The organism is Bartonella florencae (assembly GCF_000312525.1).
Taxonomy (GTDB): Bacteria; Pseudomonadota; Alphaproteobacteria; order Rhizobiales; family Rhizobiaceae; genus Bartonella; species Bartonella florencae.
In genome coordinates, this window is the sequence record NZ_HE997451.1 from 517,377 (window position 1) to 540,775 (window position 23,399).

The window sequence follows — 23,399 nt, forward strand, 5'->3', positions numbered from 1 at the left end:
AAAAGGCAGCACGATTATCATAAAAAACACACATATCTATAGAATTATCACGATGATATGAATGTTTTGGAAAATTTATCCTACACACTATTTTGTAAAATAATAAAAAATAAATATTTCTAATAATTTGAAGCATCATTGTGCCCATATTGGCAAACTTATTTTCAATTTATATTCTCTTTATTTCTGTTTTTTGTTCACTAAACTAGATAAATTTAATTTTTGTAAATATATTAAAATCATTTTATAAGAAATAGATTAATAAATAAACATTTTAGTTATGCAAAAAATACTTTTATAAATATTATTTTTACATAAAAATTGATAACTACATTATTTTTTGGTATTATATGTCTTTGTTCCTTATAAAGATACAACATTGCACACATGAGATATTTGCATGAATTGAAAAATAGCAAAAGAAAACTGTAGCAAAATTTCTACCAATAATATCCTCTCTTCGGGCTAAAAATGAACCTTGACCTTTATAAAGCTTACCCTAGTTAAAACTAACAGTGGCAAAGGAGAATAGAATGGAAGACGCAAATATCGGTTGGATTGCAGCCATTATTATTGGCGGGCTTGCAGGGTGGGCTGCGCACTATCTTATGAAAAGCCAAACGGGACTTTTTCTAAACATTATTTTGGGAATTATTGGGGCTGTATTAGCCAGTTTTCTTTTTAGCCTTCTCGGCGTAAGCTTTGCTGGTTGGTTTGGCTATCTTATTTCAGGTTTTATAGGTGCTTGCATTCTTATATGGATAGGACGAAAAATCCGCTCATAAAGCATGTAGCACCTCTTGGCGCTAAATGAACAATTGAAATATTTCCGCAATAACTTTAAAAGTTACAGCGAGGGGGGGATGATGATGGTTAGATGCTTAAATTGTAATATTTTTGCATCACCATCATGATATCATAAGAAGAAACAGCAAAGGCTCAACGGACCATAGCTAACCACTATACTGTAACCTATTTATAGCATCAGAAACAACTGCATTATTCTCATATCATATTGCCATAGCTTATTTACAGTTCATATCTCAATATCACTGTTTTTAATACTTTATTGCTTTAGCATTTTAGCAATACTCACAATTCTGTTTAGTAAAAACACCAATCTTAAATCTTACTCATCTGCATGTTATAATATAAATAATAATGATGTTGCAAAACTCTAGCGCGTAGGGCTAAAATTCTCACATACTTTTCCAACAAAATCATTTTTCTAAAAAACTTAAATAACCACCCTGAATCTCGTCGATAACAATGAGAGTTTTCTCTAATCTAATATTCATGAAAGTAAAAAGATTCTCACAAAAATGATATTTTTTTACTTTACATTTCTTAATCTTTTCAATTTTATAAATGGGAGATATTAAATTTCCATCCATAACATACTTTCCTAATAGCTTTTAAAATAATCCTCCATTCCATTTTCCAGCTAATATCTTCCTGTTTAAAATCTTGCTACCTTGATATTTCCGTATTATAATGAGAGATATCTTTTTGCATAACCTAACATAGTATATGAAATGCCGTTTTAGATGTGAAGTAAAATGACATCTGGTCTCAGAAATTCTATCATACCGCCTCTAAAATGGTTCTCTGATAAAGTTCCTTTTGTACCAGAAAACATCCGTGATTGGCTCATGGAGTCGGGTTCAATGACACTCCGATTAAAAAAACATTGTGCGCATATACATGTTGAACCACAGCGTGAATGTTTTATTACGCGAGATAAATTGCAAGATGAAGCAGAGCATTTGCCTGAGAGTTCACGTTACTGGTTGCGCGAAGTTATCCTAATGGGAGATAAGCAGCCTTGGCTTCTTGGACGCACTGTAATCCCACAAGAAACCCTTCTCGAACAAAATCAAACATTGATGCATTTGGGGACAACCCCATTGGGACATTATCTCTTTAACAGTGGCAAATTAACCCGCGATTACATCCACATCGGCCAAAAAGGTGCCCTCTGGGCACGTCGCTCTCGTTTACGATTAACAGACAAACCATTATTATTAACCGAACTGTTTTTAACAGCTTCACCACTTTATACAACAAATCGCACATAAATGGAAGATATTACACCCTTTTATCATGCTCAACTTATGAAGTTTAAAGAGCTTTTTCAAATTAACAAGCAAGAAAAATGTGTCTTTCATCTTTTTCAAGAACATCTTACGAATGAAGACCTCTTATCGAAATACTTTTTGAATCATTCTAACTCGAAATATTTTCACTTTTAGAAAAACAGTTTAAATATTCCTCTCACTTCATAATAACGATAAAAGCATTATTAAAACTTATCCTTGTTCAACTTTGAAGATGTGCAGCATATAAAAATTACCTTCTATTTAAATGACCTAAAAAATAATCATTCCCTTTTAAAATAGAACAGCTCTTAATAAAAAACTGCTCGCATACATCCCCAAAGGCTACAATACATTCCTCCAGAAAAAAACAAATATGTATGTGCCAACTTTTTTCTCAAAAACCTTATGAGATATAAAAACTTTTCTGTATTGAAGGACATACAACTTTTGTAGAAAAATTAAAGCACCTGTCATCCTTTTAATAACGTAAACGCCATGAAGGAAAGCAGAATATATACAAAAGGAACAACGTTGCGTCCTCCTCAACAAAAAACATGAACTTGTTTACTGCAAAACATTCCTTAAATCATGCTATAACTCTACCGATATCACGCAGTCTTCCAGCTATTTTTATCACAAAACTTTACAAAGCACCCATATAATTCCTCTTTATATCAAGCAAATAAAAAAGAATGCGCATATAATTTCTATCGTTTTTCTCTGCCAATTCTTATGCGATAAGCTTCTTGATTAGCGCGCCTTACTAGCTCATCGTATTGAAGCATTTTCATAAAAGCAAACTTTATCGAATTTCCATCAACGCCTAAAAAGTCTTTATCAAGATGGAAAACATCGCAATTTCTCACCATAACATAGAGGAAACAACGAAAAAAAGACCCACACTACCTACCCCTTCAAAGCATTGTAGATGCTATCTTAATATGGCTAAGCAACATAAATTTTGCCAATTTTGTTCGAATAGAAAAGTGGCGTCTCACCAATCTTTATATGCCTTAGAATGCACGATAAAAAATAAGCAACACATATATCTTGGAAAATCTCAAAACAGCACTTTACCTCTTCATACAATATACCTATACTCCCTTCTTTAAGCAAAACATTGTAGAAACAAAATGCGCAATATCTGTTAAGATTTTGCTTTATACTGTTTAGAAAATAAATTGTGGATGCACACTATGACACAGACTATCCCATCTCTTGATCCTTGGAGTGTAAGCAAAGCTACAGCTCTCTTAGTATTAGCCGATGGAACAGTTATTGAAGGTAAAGGAGCAGGTGCAACGGGTATTGCTGAAGCGGAAATATGCTTCAATACCGCTATAACAGGTTATGAGGAAATCCTCACAGATCCATCATATACCCAACAAATCATTAATTTTACATTTCCTCATATAGGAAATGTGGGTACCAATAGCGAAGATATTGAAGATCTCACTCCCATCAACTGTCATGGTGCAGTGGGTGCCATTTTTAAGGCAGATATTAGCCAACCTTCTAACTACCGTGCCAATGAAAATTTTAATAAATGGCTCAAAGCACGTAAAATTATTGCACTTTGTGGTATTGATACACGTGCCCTTACCATTCTTATTCGTGAAAAAGGTGCGCAAAATGCTGTTATTACCCACAACCCGCAGGGCGATTTCGATATCCCTTCTTTGAAGAAACGTGCACAAAAATGGTCAGGTCTTGTTAATCTCGACCTGACAAAAGAAGTTACCTCTACATCATCAAGGCAATGGGATGAAAAGCCATGGATATGGAATAAAGGATATAGTACAAATACTGTTCACGATCTTCATATCATTGCAATTGATTATGGTATTAAGCGCAATATTCTTCGTCTTATAGCAATACAAAATGCACGCATTACTGTTGTGCCAGCCCACACCAATGCAGAAGAAATTCTAGCAATGAAACCTGATGGCATTTTTCTTTCCAATGGACCAGGCGATCCAGCTGCTACAGCGCAATACGCTCTTCCAACGATTAAGACATTGATTGACCATAATTTACCGCTTTTCGGCATATGTCTTGGTCATCAGCTTCTTGCTCTCACAGTTGGTGCAAAAACCATCAAAATGCATCAAGGGCATCATGGTGCCAATCATCCAGTTAAAGATCTTAATACTGGAAAAGTCGAAATTGTATCGATGAACCATGGTTTTGCGGTAGATGCGAAATCTCTACCACAACATGTGCAAGAAACACATATTTCTCTTTTTGATGGTTCAAATTGTGGCATTCGAATCATTGGAAAACCAATTTTTTCTGTTCAATATCACCCCGAAGCTTCCCCAGGTCCTCAAGATAGCCACTATCTCTTTCGCCATTTCTGCGATCTTATTATGGACTATAAAAAAATAGCTTAATGAAAGTGGGGGCTTTCCTTCAATTTTATCCCCTTGTTGCCTACAAACAAAACGGATTTCCACTATAAAAAATGGTAATCCTCCCTCTATAAAACCGCTTTGTTGAAAGACAAAAAAAGTGAAAGCTTCTGAAGGTTTATAAGTGTATGATTTTGGAAAAATACTTCTACCAACGAGAATCTCAAAAGCTTAACGTACTCGTAAGGAAAAGATGATCATCGCGATGACAAGTACACAAAAGCCGCCCAAAAAAGGAGCACCAGAAAAATAAAACACTGCATCCGGATGTATAAAGCACTCGAAGAGAAATACATAAAAAATTGAGCCAAATATCAAACTTAATGAAGTGACAGAAATCATTGCACCCTGCAGTTCTCCTTGTACATTTTCCGGCACCTGTTCTGAAGCGATAGCACGCATAGGTGCATGAATAAGATATTCAAACATTGTACATGCAAAAACCACATAAACCATCCACCCTTGCGTTGCAAATGTGTAGCCAAGCATAGCAACCGATGCAAAAAAAACCCCAGCATGACAATATGCCAATTGCTCCATCGCTTAGAAAAATACGGAAAAATAAGAGCAACCACTATAATCTGACCTATACCAAAGACACTATAAGAAATCCCAATAGAAAAAGAATTCCAATTATAGCGTTCTTTAGCAATAAAAGCCCAAGTGCTGAGCCATACAGATTCTGCAAACCAATAAAGAAAAAAGACCAATAATATCCAGAGAACTGTTGGATATTGCTTCAGTTGCAAAAATGTTCCTAAAGGATTAGCGCGCTTCATATCAAAAGAGCGTCGTTTCCGCATAGGAAGCGTTTCTGGGAGCATGATCCACGCAAAAATAAAATTAACGACTGAAAAACCAACAGCAAAATAAAATGGAACACGTAGACCAAATTGACTTAAAAAACCACCCAAAAATGAACCTAAAACAAATCCCAATCCGGATGCGATTCCCAACAAACCAAAATTGCGTGTACGCGTCTTATCATTAGATATATCAGCAAGATAAGCCGTACAGGTTACAAAGCTAACACCACTCATTCCTGAAAAAAGGCGTCCGATGAACAACATAGGATAGTTCCACGCGATAGCACATATGATATTATCAAAAGCTAGACTCATAATAGAGATAAGCAAAATAGGACGGCGACCATAATGATCAGAAAGATTACCAATGATAGGAGCAAACAAAAATTGCATGGCTGAATAAGCCACAAGCAATCTTCCTCTTTCTATAAACGAAGCACTTATATTTTTTCCAGTCAACTGAGCAAAATATTCAGGCAAAACAGGACTAACAACTGCAATAGCAATAATATCAAACAACAAAATAATGAAAACCAAAACAAGCCCACGCCGAACAAACTTTGAATTAAGTTTGTCATCTTGTATAGCACACATTTCTTCTCCGTTATCTTCTAGATTTCTCCTAAGTGCAAAGTTATTTACCATAAATTATTTCTATATAAAATTATCGTAAAGTAAAAATATAATAATAGATAAAAAATAATACACTATACTTCTTTAAAAATTAAATAAATTACAGTATTTATAAATATTATGATGGGTTATTATTATTACTTCTAATGTCACTACTTTCAAAAAGCACAGCTAAAAGATGAGCGATCATGTACAATAAAAAAATATTTTTTTAAAAAACCTTAGCAATTTTTCTGCGTCTTCATATTTATATACTATAAAGTAAAAAGAATACCATTAAAAACCCTTGCTCAAAAACTCATAACGTTCTTAATATAATACAAAATATGAATTTATACAATGTTAAAAACTATGATATATTTATTTAGAGAATGATTCATTCTATGCTATCATTAACTCAAAACAAATCTAATAAGTACGGAAAAAGCACTACTTTCAAGAGTGATGAGCCTATGAACTATTAATTCAAAATAGGTATGAAATGCGAAAAATATTTCAATTAATTTTAATCTCAACGTTAGCCACAGGATGTGGACTTCAGAATTCTGATACAAACAAAGATATTTCAGAAAACAAAAAAGCAATACAACGAACAAATAAAGTAAACGTAGATCCGTATACTTTACATAAACTGAATGATCTTCTAAAAAAGCGCTCAAAAGCTAATCACTATGATAGAGGAGAAATGATTGGTTTACTTTCTGAAGCTTTTTTAGAGACACCTTACCAAGCAAATATGTTACATGGCTCAGAAAATAAACCAGAAAAACTGATCATTGATTTTAGAGGTTTAGATTGCTTCACTTATCTAGATTATGTTGAGGCGTTATCAAAATCAACATCACAAACAGAATTTATAAATAACGTCATACGAACGCGTTATGTTGGTGGTAACATTAGTTTTTTAAATCGAAAACACTTTTTTACTGACTGGGCTTATAGAAAATATAAACTTGCCACTGATATTACCGCCCAAATAAGTCCTAACGCAGTAAACATTGAAAAATATCTTAATAAAAAAGCCAATGGTGAAAACTACCTTCCGGGACTACCAGTTGTTAAACGTCATATAACGTATATTCCAAGTGAATTTATTAATGAAAAGGTTATAAGTCATTTAAAAACAGGTGATTTAATTGGTATTTATACTAAACTTGCTGGACTGGATGTAACTCACGTTGGTTTCTTTATCATGACAAATCATGGTCCCATGTTACGGAATGCTTCTTCACGAAAAGAGAATAAGAAAGTCATAGACTCTTCTTTTATGGATTATGTAGCAAAAACACCAGGAATTATTGTTTTAAGACCTCTCCCATAGTCTATGAAGATACCCCCCATATTATCAATATATGTACTGAAGTTATTAAGCTCAACATTCAAATTTGTGTAATCTATACAGATACAATATCTTTGTTTATAATTTTAATAACAGAACAAAATATTTTTAATCTAACTTCGTATCTTGATACGGTAATGTATTCAATATGAATAATTATTAATTTTAAATCAAAATTTTAAAACTCTGTTCGTAACTTTTATATCAATTTACGGTCAAAGCTTCATTGAACTTAAATATTATTGTGAACTAAATTACAAAGAATTACAGTTTTTAAAATTTATAATGCCAGACATAGCAATGAGATAAACAAGTTATATTTATCATTTTATATAACTTGATCATTTCGTTTTGCAAATTTTTCTTGCCCTATAAATAATAGCTTATGTTTTATTTCCCACGGTTGCCTTAAATATTTTGGCTTTGCCATGCATTACTGTTTTTTATCAAAAGCCATATTTTCACATAGCAAAGAAGATATTTACTTCCATTCTATGAAAAAAAGCATGGAAAAGGCATTTTAGTGCTTACTTTCTTTGTCACTTAACCTATAAAATCATTTTGACTTCAAAATTTAATTCTGTCTACCGCAATCGTGTACGAATGTTTGTTATAGGAAAAAATCATGCCTAAACGCACAGATATAAAATCTATTCTTATCATTGGAGCAGGACCTATTGTTATTGGTCAAGCATGCGAATTTGACTATTCAGGCACACAAGCTTGTAAAGCCTTAAAAGAAGAAGGTTATCGCATTATTTTGGTCAACTCTAATCCTGCCACCATTATGACAGATCCAGATTTAGCTGATGCAACTTATATTGAGCCTATTACCCCTGAAATAGTCGCACAAATTATCGCTCATGAGCGTCCCGATGCCCTTTTGCCAACTATGGGAGGACAAACAGCCCTTAATACTGCTTTATCATTAAAGCGCATGGGTGTCTTAGACCGCTATCATGTTGAAATGATAGGTGCAAACGCCGATGCGATTGATAAGGCTGAAGATCGTGCTTTATTTCGCAAAGCGATGGCAAACATCGGTTTGGAAACACCGCGTTCTATGTTAGCGAACGCAACAGAACTCAAAGAAGAAAATCGCCAACTGCATACAAAAACACGCGATGAACTTAAAGCAAGACTTTCCGGTGATGCGCTTGACCAAGCCCTAGAAGAGCTTGAGCGTGATTGGCGACAAACAGAAACCGATCGTAAACAACATTATATCGCACATGCAACAGCAAAAGCAGTTCAAGCTCTGGATACCATTGGTCTTCCAGCAATTATTCGTCCTTCCTTCACCCTTGGTGGTACTGGCGGTGGTATCGCTTACAACCGCTCTGAATTTTATGAAATTATTGAACGCGGGCTTGAGGCTTCACCTACAACAGAAGTTTTGATTGAAGAAAGTGTTTTGGGATGGAAAGAATATGAGATGGAAGTTGTCCGCGATAAAAACGACAACTGTATCATTGTTTGTTCCATTGAAAATATTGACCCTATGGGGATTCATACAGGTGATTCAATCACCGTAGCTCCTGCTCTTACTTTAACAGATAAAGAATACCAATCTATGCGCAATGCCTCCATTGCTGTTCTGCGTGAAATTGGTGTTGAAACAGGTGGATCCAATGTACAATTTGCTGTTAATCCTGAAAATGGACGCCTTATTGTTATTGAAATGAATCCGCGTGTTTCCCGCTCTTCAGCGCTTGCCTCAAAAGCAACAGGATTTCCAATTGCCAAGGTAGCGGCGAAACTAGCCGTTGGTTACACGCTTGACGAATTAAAAAATGATATCACAGGCGGTGCAACACCAGCATCATTTGAACCTTCTATTGACTATATTGTTACCAAGATTCCTCGTTTTGCCTTTGAAAAATTTCCTAGTTCATCACCTGTCTTAACGACTGCAATGAAATCTGTAGGAGAAGTTATGGCAATCGGACGCACTTTTCAGGAATCTCTGCAAAAAGCGCTCCGTGGACTTGAAACGGGGCTTACTGGTCTTGATGAAATTGCCATCCCTGAACATGCGGAAGGTGATGAAAAAAGTTCTATACGTTCTGCGATTGCAATACCAAGTCCTGATCGTCTGCGCTACATTGCCCAAGCAATACGTTGGGGCTTACCTTTAAATGAAATTCATCAAATTAGCAAAATTGATCCATGGTTTTTAGAGCAAATAGCCTCCATTATTGAAATGGAACAGCGCATCCGCACCTATGGATTGCCCCAAGATTCAGACAATCTACGCATGCTAAAAGCGATGGGCTTTTCGGATGCGCGTTTAGCCACCCTGACAGGAAAAGAACCCGATGACGTTGCTGCTTTGCGCAAATTGCTTAATGTTCAGCATGTTTTCAAACGGATTGACACTTGTGCAGCTGAATTTTCTTCACCTACAGCCTATATGTATTCAACATATGAAATTCCCTTTGCAGGCGTAGAACACTCAGAAGCACAAGTTTCTGAACGCAAAAAGATTGCTATTTTAGGCGGGGGCCCCAATCGTATTGGACAAGGCATTGAATTTGACTATTGTTGTTGCCACGCTGCTTTTGCACTTCGTGATGCAGGGTTTGAAGCTATTATGATTAATTGCAATCCCGAAACTGTCTCAACAGACTACGATACCTCTGATCGTCTTTATTTTGAAGCTTTAACAACAGAAGATGTTATTGGTATTCTAGAAACAGAACAGAAAAAAGGCGAATTGGTTGGAGTTATTGTCCAATTTGGTGGACAAACACCTCTAAAATTGGCAAGTGCATTAGAAAAACATAACATCCCCATCTTAGGTACCTCACCTGATGCCATCGATTTAGCAGAAGATAGAGACCGCTTTCAAAAATTATTATTCAAACTCAACTTAACACAGCCTAAAAATGGTATCGCCCATTCAATCGAACAAGCACGGCGCATCGCGCATGAATTAGGTTTTCCATTGGTTGTACGCCCTTCTTATGTTTTGGGAGGCCGTGCTATGCAAATTATTCGTGATGAACGCAGTTTGCAAAATTATTTGCTTGAAAATGTGACAGAATTGATTCCAGAAGATATCAAAGCCCGTTTTTCCCACGATAAAATGGAACAGGTCGATATATTGCTTGATAAGAATCCATTGTTATTTGATACTTATCTCACCGAAGCTATTGAAGTTGATGTTGATTGTCTATGCGATGGAGAAGAAACACTTGTTGTTGGCATTATGGAACATATTGAAGAAGCCGGTATCCATTCGGGGGATTCAGCGTGTTCCCTACCAGTACATACGCTCTCAAATAAAATAGTTGTTGAATTAGAGCGCCAAACCAAAGCATTAGCCCAAGCACTTCATGTTCGTGGTTTAATGAATGTACAATATGCCATTAAAGACAACACGATTTATGTTCTAGAAGTCAATCCTCGCGCTTCACGTACTGTCCCCTTTGTCGCCAAAACAATTGGTCTTCCTGTTGCTAAAATAGCCGCACGTATTATGGCAGGAGAAACACTCCCAAAATCACTTCAAGCGTATGGTGGCTTACCTTCGCAGCAGAAAAAACAACATATTGCTGTCAAAGAAGCTGTTTTTCCTTTTGCCCGTTTTTCAGGTGTAGACACGCTTCTTGGTCCAGAAATGCGCTCAACAGGTGAAGTTATGGGACTTGATTATGAATTTGCTCTTGCTTTTGCTAAAGCTCAACTTGGAGCTGGTGTGGAGCTTCCAAAGGAAGGAACTTTGTTCGTTTCTGTGAGAGATGAAGATAAAAACCGTATCTTAAATCCTGTAAAACTTTTAATGCAACTTGGCTTTTCTGTTCTTGCTACAAGTGGAACACAAAAATTTCTTGCCGAACATGATATTGAAGCAAAAAAAATTAACAAAGTTCTAGAAGGACATCCTCACATTGAAGATGCCATTCGTAATCGACAAATTCAATTAATTTTCAATACAACCAGCACCCCCAGCGCTATTTCAGACTCCAAATCATTACGCCATGCAGCACTCATGCAGAAAGTTCCCTATTATACAACAATCGCTGGGGCACAAGCTGCAGTGGAAGCTATTAAAGCACTCAAAAATAACTGCCTTGAAGTACGCTCACTGCAAAGTTATTTCACTTGAATTTTTCAATATGGTACAAAATATATCCCCTCGTATGCACTCTCAAGTCTTTTATCTGTATAAAATACCGATTGAGGCTTGCTTTTTTTTCTAAAGACTTTTATATTGTGCTCTATCGAACTTTCGGTTATGTGACTTTCTTTCCTGTGCGGCCTGCACTTTTGACGAAACTTCTCCCACCTAATTTCGATCTAAAACCGTACTGAGGGTTTTTATGACTTCGGTACATAATATAATATGTCTTCTAAGGAGTTTCCTATGTCTACAGGAATAGTTAAGTGGTTTAATACAACAAAAGGTTTTGGCTTCATTCAGCCTAGTGATGGAAGTGCGGATGTTTTTGTACATATTTCCGCCGTTGAACGTTCTGGTTTAAGCAATCTTAATGAAGGACAAAAAATCTCTTATGACGTTCTTCAAGATCGTCGTTCTGGAAAATTTGCTGCTGGAAATCTTGCCGCGCTTTAATGTTTTAAACTCTACTACATTTCTATAAAAAACTCGCCTCTACAGGCGAGTTTTTTTATTGAAGCAGATATAACAAATTTTTACAAAAAAGCACTAACTTGCTACTTTGTACAATAATCCAAAAAATCTGCTAAAACCTTTCACAATGACTGCGCACTATCTTTTTCTGTAAAACCTCAAAAGACAAAAAGTTTACAGATTTATAACGAAATCTTTTAAGCTCTGTACGCCTAGCACCTTAAGCCAAAAGAGAATTGCAATATATTTTAGAAATTCTATAAGAGAGAATTTTTTGAAGCGCGATTAAAATATATCTAGGCTATTGATTATATTGAAAAAGCACTCGATGAATATATTTATATTATAAAGCCAAATATCGTAACTTCTTTCAGTTCAAAACCTCTTATATTGCAACAATTAAAACCATTTCCTTACACAGCACAAATGGGTTAGCGTATATACAAAACTGTTTAAGAAAGTAGTAAAAATGCTTCTTAATGTAAACTCTCTCTGTATTAATAACAAATGTGACACTTCAACCTCCCCATCCTAAGCTTAAATTTTACTTAACTATACAGAACCTAACAATTTTTTATTGCATAGAACGTAATCTCTTATAGAATACTTTGAGATGAACAATCATTTGCTTATATCATATAAGGATTCAAATTATGGCTTTTATTGCCGAGCGGCTTTCTCATATAAAACCTTCTGCAACAATTGCAGCTTCCCAAAAAGCACGTAATTTAAAAGCACTAGGTCGTGATGTTATTGCGTTGAGTGCTGGAGAGCCAGATTTTGACACACCCGACAATATTAAAAATGCGGCCATTGAAGCTCTTCGCCGCGGAGAAACAAAATACACTCCCATATCTGGTATTCCAGAATTGCGTCAAGCAATTGCAGCAAAGTTTAAAAGAGAAAACAATCTCACCTATCAACAAGAGCAAATTATTGTTGGGACTGGTGGCAAACAAATCCTTTTTAATGCATTTATGGCAACTTTAAATAAAGGAGATGAAGTTATCATTCCATCTCCTTATTGGGTCAGTTATCCAGAAATGGTTACCCTCAACGGTGGCACACCTGTTTTCGTAGAAACAAAAATTGAAGTTGCTTATAAACTTCAACCCGAAGAACTAGAAGCTGCTATTACCCCAAAAACCAAATGGTTCCTCTTTAACTCTCCTTCAAATCCATCAGGCGCCGCTTATACGCGTGACGAATTAAAAAAGCTAACAGATGTTTTAGTAAAGTATCCTCATGTTTATATCCTTACCGATGATATCTATGAACATTTAACATATGAAAACTTTGCTTTTGTCACCCCAGCAGAGGTAGAGCCACAGCTTTATGGCCGTACACTTACAATGAACGGTGTTTCCAAAGCCTATGCCATGACAGGGTGGAGAATTGGTTATGCCGGCGGACCAAAAGAATTGATTAAAGCTATGGATACCATTCAAGGACAACAAACATCTGGTACAAGCTCTATCTCTCAATGGGCTGCTGTCGAAGCACTCAATGGCCCACAAGATTTTATTGCTCGAAATAAAACTATTTTCCAAACACGCCGTGATCTTGTTGTTTCCAAATTAAACCAAGCGCTTGGCATTAACTGTCCCACGCCAGAAGGGGCTTTCTATGTTTATCCTTCCTGTGCAGAACTGATTGGAAAAAAGACACCGGAAGGCAAAGTTATTGCGAACGATGAAGACTTTGTAATGGCGCTTTTGGAAGCAGAATCAATTGCTGTCGTTCATGGATCTGCTTTTGGACTGGGGCCAGCTTTTCGCATTTCCTACGCAGCATCAGAAAAACTACTTGAAGAAGCTTGTGCACGTATTCAACGTTTTTGTAATAATTTATGTTAAAGTGCTATATCTACTTATGTTTACAATTTTCCGCCTCCATCTATTTGAGAGACTTTTGATTGTTGGATTATCGCACAAATAGAGATTCTACAGAAAACGTTGAAAGATAAAATTGCATAGCAACATATACGGGAAACAGAATCAAAACATCAACTGTCTTATTCCAGCAATAAAATACCAGTAATTTTAAAAAAGCTTCTCATCATAGCTTGAAGGAGCTAAAAATTGTTAGACATCCATAAAACATCAATTTTTTTTACCATCTTCTAAGAAATTTGCATTTTAAGAGACAATACAAAAAACTCGAAAAAAAAGCCGGACAAATGTCCGGCGAGTCTAGAAAATCCCCAGAGATAAAATCAATCTGACAGATCTTCGTAAGGGAACACTCAAGAAAATGCAATGGGAGGCAACATAATCAAGAGATAATTTTCTATCTCATTTTATGAGAAAAAGCACAATAAAGACTTACGCGTATCTGCTATGCAGTAAACACATAGCTCTTCAATTAATAAAGACCATTGGCTAAAAAGACCATTGGCGGGCTTTTAAAAAAATATAATCTCGAAAAGCATTCAGCTTTACCAAATTCTTTAAAGCATAAGGATAACAAAAGAAGGTATCAAAAGAAGGAATATCAACCATATCAGGAAAAAGACGCACAAGACGCTCATCATTATTCACGATATAATCAGGTAGCACAGCGATACCAAGATCACGCATAAGTGCATTCTTAATTGAAATAATATTATTGATTCGCAATACTGAAGTGCGTAAGGAACCATCACTTCTACCAGCTTTTTCCAACCAATTTAAACCAGACAAATAATGCGGAACAGGTTCACCAAATGAAATAATACGGTGAGCATCAAGTTCAGACAGTTTTTCTGGTTTTCCATAATTTGCAATATAGTTTTCTGAAGCATAAACATGCATATGAATTGTAAAGAGTTTTCTTTGTATAAGGTCAGGCTGTTGAGGTTGATGGAGACGCACAGCACAATCTGCACGACACATTGTCAAATCAAGTTCTTCATCAGAAAGCAAAAGCTGAATCTGCATATCAGGATAAAGACTTAAAAATTCTGGCATACGTTCTGCAATCCACCCAGCCCCCATTCCGAAAGTTGATGTAATACGCAAATGCCCTGTTGGTTTTTTACAGCCTTCACTTAATTGTAAGCGTACATTTTCGAGCTTCATTAAAACATCATGCGTTGTATGATAAAGAGTTTCACCCTGCTCTGTTAGAACCAAACCACGCGCATGCCGCTGAAAGAGAGAGACACCAACTTCTTGTTCTAAAGCTGAAACCTGTCGTGAAATGGCTGATTGGGATAAATGAAGCTTTTGTGCTGCATGCGTAAAAGATCCTGCCTCTGCCGCAGCATGAAAAACTCTCAATTTATCCCAATCTAACGGCGATGTCACAATTTTACCTCTAATTTTTTTACTTTTCCGATTAACTTTACGCTTGCAATTCTAAAAAATGCTCTGCTTCCAATGCGGCCATACATCCTCTTCCCGCCGCGGTTATAGCTTGGCGAAATGTATCATCGGTTACATCACCTGCAGCAAAAACACCAGCAATGCTTGTTGCCGTTGAATCTGGCTCTGTCCACAAATAACCACCTAGTTTTTGTTTCAATTGCCCTGCAAACAGAGAAACAGCGGGATCATGCCCAATGGCAATAAAGACTCCCTCCACATTTATCTTCATTTCCTGACCCGTTATAATATTTTTAAGACGCGCACCCGTTACAACAGCTCCCCTTGAATCCTGCGCTGGCAAACCAACAATTTCCTCTACCACATGATCCCAAAGAACACGCACATTATCACGGGCAAGCAATCTCTCTTGCAAAATTTTCTCCGCTCGAAAATAATCTCGTCGATGAACCACGCTAACACTCTTGGCCAAATTCGAGAGATAAAGAGCTTCTTCAACGGCTGTATTTCCTCCTCCCACCACAATGACATCCTTCCCACGATAAAAAAAGCCATCACATGTAGCACAAGCAGAGACGCCCCCTCCCATAAAGGTCTGTTCACTTTCCAAACCAAGCCAACGTGCCTGCGCTCCCGTTGCAATAATAAGGGCATCACAACAATATTGTGTTCCAGAATCTCCATGTAAGACAAAAGGATACTTTAATAAATCAGCTTTTATAATAGTATCATAGACAATTCTTGTCCCCATATTTTTAGCTTGTTTTGCCATTTGTTCCATTAACCATGGCCCTTGAATTGGATCAGCAAAACCTGGATAGTTTTCAACATCAGTCGTAATTGTCAACTGTCCCCCCTGTTGCAAACCAGTAATCATAACTGGCTTTAGCATTGCTCTTGCCGCATAGATCGCCGCTGTATAACCAGCTGGACCGGAGCCAATAATAAGCAGGCGAATACGCGATTCTAGCATAGAGTCCCCTTCTTTTTCTTACTTAACTATTCTATAAATTATAATAAAATGCAGCCTTTAAAAAAATATTTTTCAACGGCCTAAATTATGGTGTATACGTATCTTTTTTCAAGTTGAATGAAACGGTTTGATGAAAAATTTACCAAAATACGCTTAATACAGAGTTTGATTTTTATCGTATTTAAAAAAAACGTAAACTCTTAATAAGCGTAAAATTGTAACAAAAAAAGATCAAAAGGTAGGGAACGATCATTTTTCAATTTATTATCAATGTCTGTGCACGTTTTGCTTTAATCATGGGAGGAGCAATGCTTTTGCCAATTTTGGTTGATTTGCATGACCACAACCACCATTGGATAACCTTTCTCTACTCCTGCGCCATAACAACTGTATTAGCAACACTAATACTTTTAGCAACAAAGGGAGCAACCTGTCGTTTTTCAGCACGGCTTGGTTTTATGCTTACTGTTTGTCTTTGGCTAACAGGAAGCATTGTTGGTGCCCTTCCCCTTTATCTTTCTCCTCTTCCAATTTCCCTAGCCGGAGCAATCTTTGAATCAGTCTCTGGAATTACCACCACAGGTTCCACAGTACTTAACGGTCTTGATAATTTATCACGAAGCATTTTGTTATGGCGCTCTCTCATATGCTGGATTGGAGGGATTGGCTTTATTGGTTTAGCCTTATTACTTTTGCCTTCTTTACGTGTTGGTGGCGTACAACTTTTTCATATGGAATCGTCAGATAAATCTGAAAAAATATTGCCTCGCATCAACCAGATTGCCAACGGCATTATCATAGCTTATATTGGACTAACACTAGCTTGCATGCTCTCTTATTTTGCTTCAGGTATGAGTTTATTTGATGCGATTAATCATGCAATGAGCACCATCGCAACAGCTGGTTTCTCGACCCACGACGCCTCTTTTGGCTATTTTTCTGATAAACCAGCCATCTTCATCATTTCAACATTCTTCATGTTGCTTTCTGCATTACCCTTCGTGCTTTATGTTAAATTAGTACTTCCTGGACGCTCCAAACGCTTTATTGATTCACAAGTTATTGTTTTTCTCTATATTGTTTTTCTTTTCAGCTTTGCTTTAGCAGCATGGCTCAAATTTCATGACCATCGCCCTTTCCACCTCATTTTTCTTGATGTCATTTTTCACCTCACCTCTATTATTAGCACCACCGGTTATAGCGCCGAAGATTACCAACTTTGGGGACCCTTTGCACTTGGCGTCTTTTTCATTGTTTCATTTACAGGTGGATGTGCTGGTTCTACTTCTGGTGGAATAAAAATCAATCGCCTTATTATCCTTTGGCGCATTACACAAACAAATATAGAAAAACTTCTTTTTCCTAATGTCATTGTAAAAGCACACTATGATCAGGCCAATATCTCAAATGATGTTGCAAAAGCAGTTTTATTTTTTGTCTGTCTTTACATGTTTTGTCTACTTATTGGCACTGCACTTTTGCTCACAACTGGACTTGACTTTACTTCTGCCTTTACCGGCGTCCTAACCGCCCTTTCTAACATCGGCCCAGGTTTTGGAAACATTATCGGTCCTGCTGGCAATTTTTCTACAATCAATGATAATGCTTTATGGATTTTGAGTTTTCTTATGCTGGCTGGACGTCTTGAAATTATAACGATATTTGTACTTTTTATCCCTGCTTTTTGGCGTGAACAATTTTAATGAATAGCATTCATTTGCCAACGATCAAAAATTTAGGATGTAAGTGACATAGGTTATAAAATCTACTTGCAATTCAATTTATTGAAAAAACTTTAAAGAGCTTTAAATACGCAACCACACAAGCAGTATAAAACTAATACAAAATAAGAATCCTTGAGAAACTTTTCTTAACGCATAAGTAGCCTTATCTCTGAGCGAATGAAAATAGCTTCAAGCATCTTCTACCCTAAACAGAATAGCTCATAATCTTTTCAAAAAAAGAATCTTTTATCGTATACTTATTATCATAAAAGCATACTACAAATTCTAATACCTATCGCAGCAAGATACATCTACAATTTTTAAAATTGATTAAGGATTAAAGTATTGTTTTTTTGATTCACAAACATTCATAGAATCAAAAAGAAAAAACCGTTCCTGTATTTTTATTATCAGCTTTATATTCCTCTAAAAGATATAAATTTCCAAATCTTTTATCAAAAACTTTAAAAGTTTATGATTGTGATGTATCAAGGATACAATCAATACCTTTTATGAAATAACATTTATTATTGTATTATTGCTGTTATCTTGAGTATTAGAAAAAACTTTTAAAGGAAATGCATTCATTTTACTTATCAAAAAATTTCCGATACAGTTAGAGTGCTTTCTCAGCAAACACTTCTTCATAAACGCTCTCAATTTCTACCACTTCTTTTTCCAAAGGAAAGTTGGTACGAACGTGCTCTAAAGCTTTTTTTCCTGCTGCTATTGTTTTTTCTAAATTAGCAAAATAAGGTTCAATCGCTGCCGTTAAAGCCCCTCCATCTCCTGCTTTAACAACCGTACCTGTTCCCTCCACCACCAATTCTTTATAAGCTCCCGCATCACTTGCAACGACAGCTGTCTGTGATGCCATTGCCTCCAAGGGCGTCAAACCAAAACCTTCTGTACGTGAAGGTGCGACATAAAGCGTCAGGCGACGGTACCATAAAGGTGTGTTGTGCAACTCACCAAGAAAAATAATACGCTTTTCTAAACCCGCTTCTACAATTTTGGGGCGTAATTTTTTTTCGAATTTATAATATTGTTCTGTCGTCCGACCAGCAATAAGTGCTGTCCAGTCAGGATAACGTGGCAACAATACTATCATTGCCTCCACAAACAAATCAGTGCCCTTGGAAGGGCGCACACGTCCAAAACACCCAACCGCATATTTTCCTAGAAGTCCTGACGAAGAAAAGCCATCATCGAGAGTTTTAGGTGGTGAAAAACGCTTAACATCGATGCCATGCATAATAACTTTATGAGGTACTTCTAGATAAGATCCCGTCTGTAAACTGGTAGCAATTACCCTATCCATACGCCGAAGCAACCATTTGGTAAAAGACTTATGATGACGTTGAGAAGCAGACGTAAAGATAAGTTTAAGCTTCATACGCAAGACATCACGCAAAAGGATACCACAAAACATCTCAATATTGCGCCGCGCATGCCAAATACGAAATGGCTTACCCTTTGGGCTTTTCCAAAGCCCAAAAAGATCTCTAAAGGCAAGAGCAGGCAAGTTCTTTGGAAGTCCAAATCCAAAAGTAGATATACGCATCCCTCGTTCTTGCTGTAATGGAACAAGCTGGACAACTGTAGATGTTACTCCGGACAAACGCTTTTTAAAGTGCGGAGCAATAATTTCCGTTTCTTGCAAAGATACACGCATAATAATTTAGATATATTGAATTTCAATAATTTCGTAATTATGCGCACCCCCTGGTGCATTTACTTCAATGACATCCCCTTCTTGCTTGCCAATGAGGGCACGCGCAATAGGTGAGGAAATAGAGATTTTACCAGTCTTTACATCAGCTTCTTGATCACCAACAATCTGATAAACCTTTTTTTCTTCAGTATCTTCATCCAAAAGTTTGATAGTAGCTCCAAATTTAATTTTGTCACCTGAAAGACGGGAGACATTAATTACTTCTGCTCGCGCAATATAATCCTCAAGCTCATTTATACGCCCCTCATTATGACTTTGTGCCTCTTTCGCAGCGTGATACTCAGCATTTTCTGACAAATCACCATGAGCACGCGCCTCAGAAATTGCTTCAATAATCCGTGGACGTTCGTGTTGTTGACGCCAACGTAACTCTTCTTTAAGACTCTCAAAACCAGCTGTAGTCATCGGAACTTTTTCCATAATCCGTCCCTTTCTGTTACACGGAAGGTTCAATAAAATATAAAAAACGGCTTCCAAAATAACTTTTGGAATCCGAAAACCACAATGTTTTCTATTATATAGTACAGCAGCGCTGTTTTCCATATAAAAATAAAAAAGAAAACAAAGCATTCACCGATTATATTTTAAACTATCTGATATTTTAGCGCTCACTCATGTCAAACTTCTCTCCTGTCATTAAGCAACCAAAGAAGAAAGAATTGTATTTCTTTCTATTTTATCATAACTTAGAAAAGGAGGATTTATATGAAGAGAGAAAAAAGAAAAATCTCTAAAGGAACCCTCTGGAGAAAAATGAAAAATTTAATAATTTTTTTTGTGTTTGTCCCTCTCTTTTTAGCCACAACAGTATCCGGAGCTGCGGATGCCTTTGTCACAAGAAACCTTAATATGAGAACAGGACCAAGCACCAAACACGCACTCTGTGGTTTAATCCCCGCAGGAGAAACGATATTTGTTCAGAGCTGTAAAGGAACATGGTGCCATATCAAATATAAAACCCAAACAGGTTGGGTATCATCTCGTTATCTCGCATTTAAAGATGGCAATGCTCTTTATCACACATACACTGTATTTTCAGGCACTGTATCTTCAGGAACAAATCACAAGATATACAGTTATCCTCCATAAAAATCATGTTGAACACTATAACCAATTTTCTATGAAACATCATCATAATGAAAAAGAAAGACTGTACAGCAAAAGCTACAGAGGTCAGCATACTCAAAAAGAGCATTCTCTATTCAAAACTTAGATGATTAGATAAAATATTCAGTACTCTAAAACAAAGTTTTTCAATAATGTTTTGCCGTTATTGCGATATAGTTGTAGAATTTAGCATTTCCTTGTAAAACTACAAACACTTCTGTAAAAGGATATCGCAATGAAAAATGGTGTCACAGCAACGGTAGAAGCTCTTTCTGCCCTCATTGCTTCAGGTAATCCTCTTTTTAAGAATGGCGCATTATGGACACCTCATCGCCCTATTTGTCCTGAAAAATCGGAAGGTGGGATTCCCTTTCAACTCGAAACCTCCTTTGAAGCAGCAGGAGATCAACCTCACGCAATAAAAACTCTGGTTGAGGGGATTGAAAAGAATGAACATACACAAGTGCTTTTGGGTGTTACTGGATCAGGAAAAACCTATACGATGGCGAAAATCATTGAAAAAACCCAACGCCCAGCTCTCATTTTAGCACCAAATAAAACGCTTGCTGCACAACTTTACGGAGAATTTAAAAATTTTTTTCCTCATAATGCCGTTGAATATTTTGTTTCTTATTACGACTATTATCAACCAGAAGCCTATGTTGCACGCTCTGACACTTATATCGAAAAAGAATCTTCTATTAATGAACAAATAGACCGTATGCGCCATGCTGCCACACGCGCTATCCTAGAGCGTGATGACGTTATTATCGTGGCATCCGTATCCTGTATCTATGGGATTGGTTCGGTAGAAACCTATACTGCCATGACCTTGCAAATAAAAGAAGGAGACAAACTCAATCAACGACAATTCTTAGCTGATTTAGTTTCTCAACATTATTATCGACAAGATATAAACTTTATTCGCGGTTCTTTTCGTGTTCGAGGAGACACAATTGAAATTTTTCCTGCCCATCTTGAAGATCGTGCTTGGCGTATTTCGCTCTTTGGCGATGAAGTAGAGACAATTACTGAATTTGATCCTCTCACCGGACAAAAAACAGGTGACCTTCAATCCATTAAAATTTATGCCAACTCGCACTATGTAATACCAAGGCCAACGTTAAATCAAGCTATGAAAGCTATTAAAATAGAACTGATTCAACGTCTCGATGAATTGAATGCAGCCGGACGCCTTTTAGAGGCACAGCGTTTAGAACAGCGCACAATGTTTGATTTAGAAATGTTAGAAACAACTGGTACATGTGCTGGAGTCGAAAATTACTCACGCTATTTAACAGGACGAAAGCCCGGTGAACCACCACCAACTTTATTTGAATATATTCCAAATAATGCTCTCGTTTTTATCGATGAAAGCCATGTCACGATTCCTCAAATTGGTGGCATGTATCGGGGTGACTTTAGAAGAAAAGCAACCCTAGCGGAATATGGATTTCGTCTGCCTTCTTGTATGGATAATCGTCCTTTACGCTTTGAAGAATGGGATGCCATGCGTCCACAAACTATTGCTGTATCAGCGACACCTGGACGCTGGGAAATAGAACAGTCTCACGGCATTTTTGCTGAACAAATTATTCGCCCAACAGGGCTTGTTGATCCACCAACACAAGTACGTCCAGCCTCAACCCAAGTTGATGATGTTGTGAGTGAAATTCGTAAAACAATTCAAAAAGGCTACCGTACCTTAGTAACCGTGCTGACCAAGCGTATGGCCGAAGATTTGACAGAATATCTCCACGAACAAGGCATTCGGGTACGCTATATGCATTCTGACATTGATACATTAGAGCGTATTGAAATTCTTCGTGATTTGCGGCTTGGTACTTTTGATGTCCTCATTGGGATCAATCTACTGCGAGAAGGCTTGGATATTCCAGAATGTGGTTTTGTTGCCATTCTAGATGCCGATAAAGAGGGTTTTTTGCGCTCCGAAACCTCACTCGTGCAAACAATTGGACGTGCTGCACGCAACGTAGATGGTCACGTGATTCTTTATGCAGATTCCATTACTGGCTCTATAGAACGAGCTCTGCAAGAAACACAAAGGCGTCGACAAAAACAAATAGCCTACAATGAAGAACATAATATTACACCAACCAGTATCAAAAAAAATATCGACGATATTCTCAATGCAGGAGGTGAAAATCATCATACTTCCAAAAATATTCCCGATTTTATCAGGCAAAACAATATGGTTGGCAATAATTTGACAACTCATATTCAATCTCTAGAAAAATCAATGCATGCAGCAGCTGCTGATCTCAACTTTGAAGAAGCTGCAAGACTTCGTGATGAAATCAAACAGCTCCAAAAAATAGAACTAGAAATTGCGGATGATCCCTTACCAGATCATAATGAACAATCTACCCATGCCCCCATGATACAACCAAATCTTTTCACAAAGCCGGATCTTGATCATATGGGGCCAACAATGGATACTGGTATTTTAAAAAATCGAAAGAGTAAAAGCAGATCTCACCAAAACGCTCTTAAGATAACAACAAAAAAACAAAAAAAATCCACCCAATCAATAATCTAAAACTCTTCAAAGCATTTACAGTAAATCTTATCCCTCTAAAATCTTAATAAGATCACAGGAAAAAGCACTACCCCGCAAATAAATACCCTAAACGTCAATACCGCTATAAT

At 36.8% G+C, this 23,399-nt stretch carries 15 protein-coding genes; 10 read left to right on the top strand and 5 right to left on the bottom strand.

Translation table 11 applies throughout. The features are described 5' to 3' along the window. The first annotated feature begins 533 nt into the window (after positions 1 to 533). The 3 genes from BN202_RS02350 to carA all read left to right on the top strand — a co-directional run bounded on the left by BN202_RS02350 (position 534) and on the right by carA (position 4,492). Positions 534 to 785, top strand: a complete 252-nt coding sequence (locus BN202_RS02350; protein ID WP_019218916.1) for a GlsB/YeaQ/YmgE family stress response membrane protein — start codon at positions 534 to 536, stop codon at positions 783 to 785. Between the two features lie 774 nt (positions 786 to 1,559). Then, a complete protein-coding gene (gene ubiC / locus BN202_RS02355; RefSeq protein WP_019218918.1) occupies positions 1,560 to 2,078 on the top strand; it encodes a chorismate lyase in 519 nt (172 codons plus the stop codon). Positions 2,079 to 3,295: 1,217 nt separating this feature from the next. Beyond that, positions 3,296 to 4,492 carry a glutamine-hydrolyzing carbamoyl-phosphate synthase small subunit gene (carA, locus tag BN202_RS02360; RefSeq protein WP_019218919.1) on the top strand — a complete coding sequence of 399 codons (1,197 nt, stop codon included), beginning with the start codon at positions 3,296 to 3,298 and terminating at the stop codon, positions 4,490 to 4,492. Between the two features lie 356 nt (positions 4,493 to 4,848). Here carA and BN202_RS02365 read toward each other — a convergent pair whose 3' ends face one another. Next, entirely contained in the window at positions 4,849 to 5,910 is a 1,062-nt protein-coding gene (locus BN202_RS02365; RefSeq protein WP_341871759.1) for an MFS transporter, read from the bottom strand. A 520-nt stretch (positions 5,911 to 6,430) separates the two neighbouring features. Between BN202_RS02365 and BN202_RS02370 the strand changes: the two genes are divergently transcribed. The 4 genes from BN202_RS02370 (at position 6,431) to BN202_RS02385 (ending at position 13,741) form a co-directional block, all read left to right on the top strand. After that, complete coding sequence (locus BN202_RS02370) at positions 6,431 to 7,270, top strand: DUF1460 domain-containing protein (RefSeq protein ID WP_019218920.1); 840 nt, start codon at positions 6,431 to 6,433, stop codon at positions 7,268 to 7,270. Positions 7,271 to 7,913: 643 nt separating this feature from the next. Continuing rightward, positions 7,914 to 11,399, top strand: a complete 3,486-nt coding sequence (gene carB / locus BN202_RS02375; RefSeq protein WP_019218922.1) for a carbamoyl-phosphate synthase large subunit — start codon at positions 7,914 to 7,916, stop codon at positions 11,397 to 11,399. A 258-nt stretch (positions 11,400 to 11,657) separates the two neighbouring features. Then, complete coding sequence (locus tag BN202_RS02380; RefSeq protein WP_019218923.1) at positions 11,658 to 11,867, top strand: cold-shock protein; 210 nt, start codon at positions 11,658 to 11,660, stop codon at positions 11,865 to 11,867. Between the two features lie 671 nt (positions 11,868 to 12,538). Then, a complete protein-coding gene (locus BN202_RS02385; RefSeq protein WP_019218924.1) occupies positions 12,539 to 13,741 on the top strand; it encodes a pyridoxal phosphate-dependent aminotransferase in 1,203 nt (400 codons plus the stop codon). A gap of 525 nt (positions 13,742 to 14,266) precedes the next feature. Here BN202_RS02385 and BN202_RS02390 read toward each other — a convergent pair. Further along, positions 14,267 to 15,172, bottom strand: coding sequence for a LysR family transcriptional regulator (locus tag BN202_RS02390; RefSeq protein ID WP_019218925.1), 906 nt, complete (start codon positions 15,170 to 15,172; stop codon positions 14,267 to 14,269). Between the two features lie 37 nt (positions 15,173 to 15,209). Further along, positions 15,210 to 16,163, bottom strand: a complete 954-nt coding sequence (gene trxB, locus BN202_RS02395; protein WP_019218926.1) for a thioredoxin-disulfide reductase — start codon at positions 16,161 to 16,163, stop codon at positions 15,210 to 15,212. Between the two features lie 308 nt (positions 16,164 to 16,471). Between trxB and BN202_RS02400 the strand changes: the two genes are divergently transcribed. Further along, positions 16,472 to 17,866 carry a TrkH family potassium uptake protein gene (locus tag BN202_RS02400; protein WP_019218927.1) on the top strand — a complete coding sequence of 465 codons (1,395 nt, stop codon included), beginning with the start codon at positions 16,472 to 16,474 and terminating at the stop codon, positions 17,864 to 17,866. A 637-nt stretch (positions 17,867 to 18,503) separates the two neighbouring features. On the opposite strand, the gene BN202_RS02405 is transcribed toward BN202_RS02400, so the two are convergent. After that, the gene (locus BN202_RS02405) at positions 18,504 to 19,562 is read right to left on the bottom strand and encodes a glycosyltransferase family 4 protein (protein ID WP_019218928.1); all 1,059 of its coding nucleotides are present in this window, start codon (positions 19,560 to 19,562) and stop codon (positions 18,504 to 18,506) included. Positions 19,563 to 19,568: 6 nt separating this feature from the next. Continuing rightward, positions 19,569 to 20,042, bottom strand: coding sequence for a transcription elongation factor GreA (gene greA, locus BN202_RS02410; RefSeq protein WP_019218929.1), 474 nt, complete (start codon positions 20,040 to 20,042; stop codon positions 19,569 to 19,571). A gap of 333 nt (positions 20,043 to 20,375) precedes the next feature. Between greA and BN202_RS02415 the strand changes: the two genes are divergently transcribed. Further along, positions 20,376 to 20,711 carry an SH3 domain-containing protein gene (locus tag BN202_RS02415; RefSeq protein WP_083859152.1) on the top strand — a complete coding sequence of 112 codons (336 nt, stop codon included), beginning with the start codon at positions 20,376 to 20,378 and terminating at the stop codon, positions 20,709 to 20,711. Between the two features lie 253 nt (positions 20,712 to 20,964). After that, on the top strand, positions 20,965 to 23,289 hold the full coding sequence (uvrB, locus tag BN202_RS02420; protein WP_019218931.1) for an excinuclease ABC subunit UvrB: 2,325 nt from the start codon (positions 20,965 to 20,967) through the stop codon (positions 23,287 to 23,289). Positions 23,290 to 23,399 lie beyond the last annotated feature (110 nt).